Below are 5,286 nucleotides of genomic sequence, written 5' to 3' on the forward strand. Positions count from 1 at the left end.
CGACATGACCACCGCGCGGAAATCGTTGCATAGCCGCGGCTCCATGGCCTCACAGGCACGCGGACAGATCCTACGCCAGGCCTCCCGATCGACGCGCGCGGAGCGGTGTTGGTTAGACACGACGACGCTGAACGATAACCCACAGTGCGGACAACAAACGGGCACGAAGCGCATGACAAACCCCGGGGGCGTGGAGAAACGCTCCTCGGGCGATGCTCGTCCAGCGGATTGTATTCAAAATGCGATGGGCGCAGCATCGAGCAATCTGCTTGCGAACGCATCAGCCAACTCGATGCCGACGAACTGCTCAGCGTCCGCGGTTGTCTGCCGAACACCCTCAGCACTCACCGCGGGCACGTCGCCGCCACCGCGCGCTACACAGTAGCCGTCGCTCCGGCGCGAACGCCGAACGGCACAGGGCCGAACCACGTCGTCACGGGATCCGGCCCGCATCAACGTCGAATGTATCGATCGCTTATAGCGAAGTTCAAACACGAGCAGGCGCGGAAGTGTGCTGGCGCCCCACCTCGATCGCGATCTGCACCGCACGTCTGATGGCTATGATTGGTCGCCGCAGAAGCCTAGCAAGGGTGATCTGCACTGGTACGCCCAGTAACAAAATGAGAAATATGCCAGCAGCATTGTCCATTTCTCGCATCATAGGCGATGCGGTGAGGACAATGCCGCTCATGATGAATAACTCAAAGCTGTGCCGTCCTAAATAAACAGATACCGATAGGGCCACGCCGTGCATCGATGAAATCACCGCCAACGCGAAACAACACCCGCCGAGGGCACTTGCTGCAAAAAACCCTATGTCACCGTACTCTCCCGCTGCCAGGTGAACAAAATTTCGAGATGAGCAGGCTAGGAGAATGAGTAGTCCGCATAAGCCCGATATTACCCGAACCTTGAGAAAATCTGCAATCATCAAACGTCCAAAAACGTAAAATGGGAGAGCGCCAAATATAGATTGAAAGTACCAAACCTTATATTGAGAATTGGCGGAGAAGATTGAGAGTGCAAGGAACACGGCTATGACGACCCAGAACGCTACGCCATCGACCATCTTTGAGGCTAAACTGTAAGTGAACCGCACCATTGCTAGGGCAATCAAGAACCAAAGGGGGGCCAGTCCAAGTCGTTGACCCAGTATATGGCATAACAAAACGTCGCTTATCGATATATTGCCGAGCAAAAATTGAGGAATGTACGCAATAATGCTGAAAACTATTGCAGTGAAAACAAATTCCAAGAAAACGGCACTCTCACTAGATGAGCGTTTGAGTCCAATAATTCTATCAGTCATACCGCAGACTAAGAAAAAGAACGGCATATGAAACGCGTAGATGATCCGCCAAAGTGCAAACGCCGGACCGGCAGTGATGCTGCCGTTTTCCAAGAAGGTCGGTTCTAGCAAATGGCCGCAGATGACGAGGAAAATGCCAACGCCGCGTGCGGCATCGAGGTGCGTATCACGGATTGTATCCACTGCTTGCGGCATCGAGGCTTCTGATAGGACCAGAAACCGGTAATTTAGTATCAAATCCTTGCAATTATGTAGATGGACGAAAGTCTGAAATTAAATTTTTCGCTAATGAATGGATTGTTTTAATCGGACAGATTTGGAACGCTGCTAATTTGTGTGTTAGGAGCTTTTTTTCGCCGTGAGGAGCATCACAACAGTTTCGAAGATAGAATTTTTACAGAAAATTAAGCTTCGTGCTCAATCTAGACGGATGGCTCTGCAACATGAACGATACGTAGCGCTCGACGCCCTCCGTGGGATCTCATCGATCGCCGTTGTGTTGTTTCATTGTGGCATCTACCTGCACGATCCTAGTGTAATGGGTCACGGCTCGTTGGCGGTCGACGTATTTTTCGTGATGAGTGGTTTCGTCGTAGATCGCGCGTATGGAGCGCGGTTGCGGTCGGGGTGGTCATCAAGGGCGTTTGCCGCCGCACGTTTCAAGCGATTGTACCCGCTGTATGCGGCAGGCACGCTTCTCGGAGCCAGCTGTTTTGCGGTCATGCTCGGCCCTCACGCTGACCTTGCGTCCTACCTCGCTATCGGTGCTCTGCTGCTCTGCGCGGCGTTACTCATTCCGATCCCACGCGACGACACCAAAGCCGTTTTCCCGCTCAACGGCCCATCCTGGTCTTTGATGGCTGAGGCAGTGGTTAACGTCTTGTACGCCATCATCCTGCGGCGACTATCGAAAGCGACACTTTTCGTAGTCACATGCGTTGCGGCCTGCGCGCTCGGCGGTGCCCGGGCCGCAGGATATCCTCTTTTGCTTGGTGGTCAGACAGCGACTTTATGGCTCGACCTGATCCGCGCTGCGTTCGGCTTCAGCGTCGGGTTGCTGTTGGCTGCACACGTTAACGAGATCTGCAGCACGGCTGTCCTGACAGTTCGATTGCCGGCCCTGCTACTCATTTGCGCGATCATCTATGCTGTTCCGGCGGATGCGGCGCCGGCCTGGGCCGATTTGATCGCGGTCCTGCTCGTGAGCCCGGCGATCGTCGCTGCTGCTATCACCAGTCGCCGTAATTACGGCGAGGAGCGTTGGTGTAGCGTACTTGGGCGGCTATCCTACCCACTCTACATCGTCCACATGCCAGTCCTATACATGGCCAGCACCTATGCGCCAGCCAACGCCGAGCTACCTTCAGTCCGCGTCGCTATGATCCTAGGGTCGAGCTTAGTGAGCCTCGGGATTGCTGCATGCCTTTCATGGTGGGTCGAACCGCATCTACTACAAGCAACGTCCGAAGGCCGGACGCCAGACGATGAGGTCGTAGCGTATAGGGCGACGCTCGTATGCACATCGCCGACTCGATAGGGATTTTGCTCCTCAACCACGATGACTGCGAAATGCCGATCATCGGTATTTCTCACAGAAACCCGCTCCCCGAGTGCCCCTTGAAGGCATTCGCCCGCCGGATGTAGCCGACCACGGTCCGCGGATCCCGGTGGCCCGACTGATCCTTGAGCCGGGCGAGGTCAGCAGCCCAAGCAAGCTGGTAGCTACCAGCTATTTTTCTTTAGCACTGCTTTGCTCCAGCAGCTCGACAGCGCGCTCGAACGCCTCACCGAGGCCCCAGCCCTGCGCGTCCGCGACGCGGGTAAAAACGTCGATTGTCTCTGGCTTTAGCTTGAGGTTCAGCTGAGCCGTACGGCCTGTCCGGCGGCGGCGCTGAAGTCGAGGCGTCACTGCCGCCTGCTCGATCTTCGCTGGCTCCCGGCTTCGAAAGCCCATCGCTTCGGCTGCTTGCCTCGTTACCTCGGCGGTAGGCTTGCCGTCCCGAGATTTTGGTTTGGCCCAGGCCGAGGGATCGATGTCATCGAGTTCGTCACCGAACCCCAGCGAGGCCCGCTCTTTGCCGGCCATCACGCTGCCGACCTTTCGTTCGCTGCTACCTTGAGCTTCAACACTACCTCCCCCGCGAACTCGCGAGCGTTCTGGATCGCTTTTTCGAGATTGCCTGTCTGTGCTGCTGCAAGCCCCGCCAGCGTGCCGCCGAAATCAAATAGGTCCTTGAAGGCGGCTCGCTCCACGATCGCCGTCTCGAACATGGCGATGCCACCGGCCTGCAGCTGCTCCTGCACGTTGCGCAGAGCACGGGAGGTTACGGCTGCTCCGGTGCGTGTGAGCAGGACCGCATGGGCGATCCGCCGGCGAGACAGCTTTTCCGAGTTGCGGATAAGGCGGATGGTCTTGGCCGCGCCCTTCGCATCCATGCTGGATCCCTGCGTCGGGATCACTACCAAATCGGCCATGCCAATGGTGTTGGCTACTAACAAGCTAGCCGTGCCCTCCAGATCGACGATGACGAACGCGGCGTCGCGCTCAGCAGCATCGATGGCGTCGACCACGCTCTCCTCGGTAACATCGCTGATGATGGTGATGTTCTTAGGCTTGCCTGGCAGCTTCGCCCACTGGCTAATCCAGCGCTCCGGATCGGCATCGATGATGGTGACAGACGCCCCCTTGGTGGCCAGTTCGGTCGCCAATAGTAAGGCGCTGGTCGATTTCCCGGAACCGCCCTTCGGGTTTGCAAAAGCGATGACGGGCATGGTTCCTCCGGGCTTAAATGGCTCTACGCAGCACATCAGGCGTAAATTAACAAGTAGCTAACAGATACCTCCCGCTAGCCGATAGCTATCCAGTATCACTTGTCAGCCGTAGGCTACCGGCTAGCTTCCTAGTAGCTAATATTAGCTGGTAGCTACCTAGTAGACCGTCAGGCTCATTGGGTCGAGGCGGAACACGGCAATCTCACGTCTTTGCCAGCACCCTCTGGACCTGAGCGGCCGACCACGCCCCTCCGCGGGCCGCCGGGATGCCCCGCGCGTTCAGCGCCGCCGCGATTTGGCGCAGCGATACGGCACCCTCCAATCGCATGGCCGCGATGACAGGCACTAGGTCCTGGCCTCGCTCCGTTGCTCGCCACACTTGTCGCTCCCGCCCGCGTAGTTGGCCGGCCTCGCGGTTCGACAGGTTCTCAGGCTTACCCAACCGCACGCCCCGCGCCTTGGCGGCCGCCAGCGCGGCCTTGGTCCGGGCCGAGATCATCTTGCGCTCGGCCTGGGCGACCACGGCCATGATGCCCACCACCAGTTCGTTGGCCTCCGGCATGTCGGCCGCCACGAACCGCACGCCAGCCTTCTGCAGGTTCAGGAGGAAAGCCGCGTCACGGGAGAGCCGGTCGAGCTTGGCGATAACCAACGTGGCCCCGTGCAGCCGGCAGAGCGCCATGGCTTCCGAGAGGCGAGGGCGGTTGTCCCGCGACCCGCTCTCCACCTCGACCAGTTCGGCCACGTGGCGCCAGGAGCCGCCCGAGAGGAAGTCGGCTACGGCCCCCCGCTGCGCCTCCAGCCCCAAGCCGGATCGACCCTGCCGCTCCGTCGAGACGCGCAGATAGGAGACGAAAGCGGAAGCCATGCTGATTTCGCTGGGTGTTACGTCCGATCGAACGGACGTTTAACCGGATGAAACACAGACCCGCGAGGACGCCGGCGACACACAGCGGCTTCCCGGAACCGGTCTCGAGCCCATCTCAGGATTATCCGCCGCGGTGCGGTCGGGAGTGCGCGAGGCCGGGATGCAGCCCAACGGCTGGTCCCGGCCTGTTGCATCGGGCTCGCTTACAGACCCTTCTGGCAAGGATCTGGTTGCGCATCTCACGTCCGATCCTTCGGCTCAGATGCCGGCGTACCAAGCGTAGCCCTGGTCCTCCCAGTAGCCGCCCTTGCCCTCGCCGATATGGGCGAAGCTTTCC

5 protein-coding genes are annotated in these 5,286 nt (G+C 58.8%); 1 reads left to right on the top strand and 4 read right to left on the bottom strand.

From position 1 onward, the window contains the following. Positions 1-487: 487 nt before the first annotated feature. Positions 488-1,504 carry an acyltransferase family protein gene (locus MKK69_RS10825; RefSeq protein ID WP_243967820.1) on the bottom strand — a complete coding sequence of 339 codons (1,017 nt, stop codon included), beginning with the start codon at positions 1,502-1,504 and terminating at the stop codon, positions 488-490. Positions 1,505-1,667: 163 nt separating this feature from the next. Between MKK69_RS10825 and MKK69_RS10830 the strand changes: the two genes are divergently transcribed. Further along, the gene (locus MKK69_RS10830) at positions 1,668-2,846 is read left to right on the top strand and encodes an acyltransferase family protein (RefSeq protein WP_243967821.1); all 1,179 of its coding nucleotides are present in this window, start codon (positions 1,668-1,670) and stop codon (positions 2,844-2,846) included. Between the two features lie 192 nt (positions 2,847-3,038). Here the strand turns inward: MKK69_RS10830 and MKK69_RS10835 are convergent, their stop codons facing one another. From MKK69_RS10835 to MKK69_RS10845, 3 genes are all read right to left on the bottom strand, one after another. Further along, positions 3,039-3,395 carry a stability/partitioning determinant gene (locus tag MKK69_RS10835; protein WP_243967822.1) on the bottom strand — a complete coding sequence of 119 codons (357 nt, stop codon included), beginning with the start codon at positions 3,393-3,395 and terminating at the stop codon, positions 3,039-3,041. Continuing rightward, positions 3,395-4,081, bottom strand: coding sequence for a ParA family protein (locus tag MKK69_RS10840; protein WP_243967823.1), 687 nt, complete (start codon positions 4,079-4,081; stop codon positions 3,395-3,397). The genes MKK69_RS10835 and MKK69_RS10840 overlap by 1 nt, the downstream gene beginning before the upstream one ends. Positions 4,082-4,283: 202 nt before the next feature. Next, positions 4,284-4,949 carry a recombinase family protein gene (locus MKK69_RS10845; protein WP_243967824.1) on the bottom strand — a complete coding sequence of 222 codons (666 nt, stop codon included), beginning with the start codon at positions 4,947-4,949 and terminating at the stop codon, positions 4,284-4,286. Positions 4,950-5,286 lie beyond the last annotated feature (337 nt).

Origin of the sequence: Methylobacterium sp. J-026, assembly GCF_022829585.1 — a bacterium.
Taxonomy (GTDB): domain Bacteria; phylum Pseudomonadota; class Alphaproteobacteria; order Rhizobiales; family Beijerinckiaceae; genus Methylobacterium.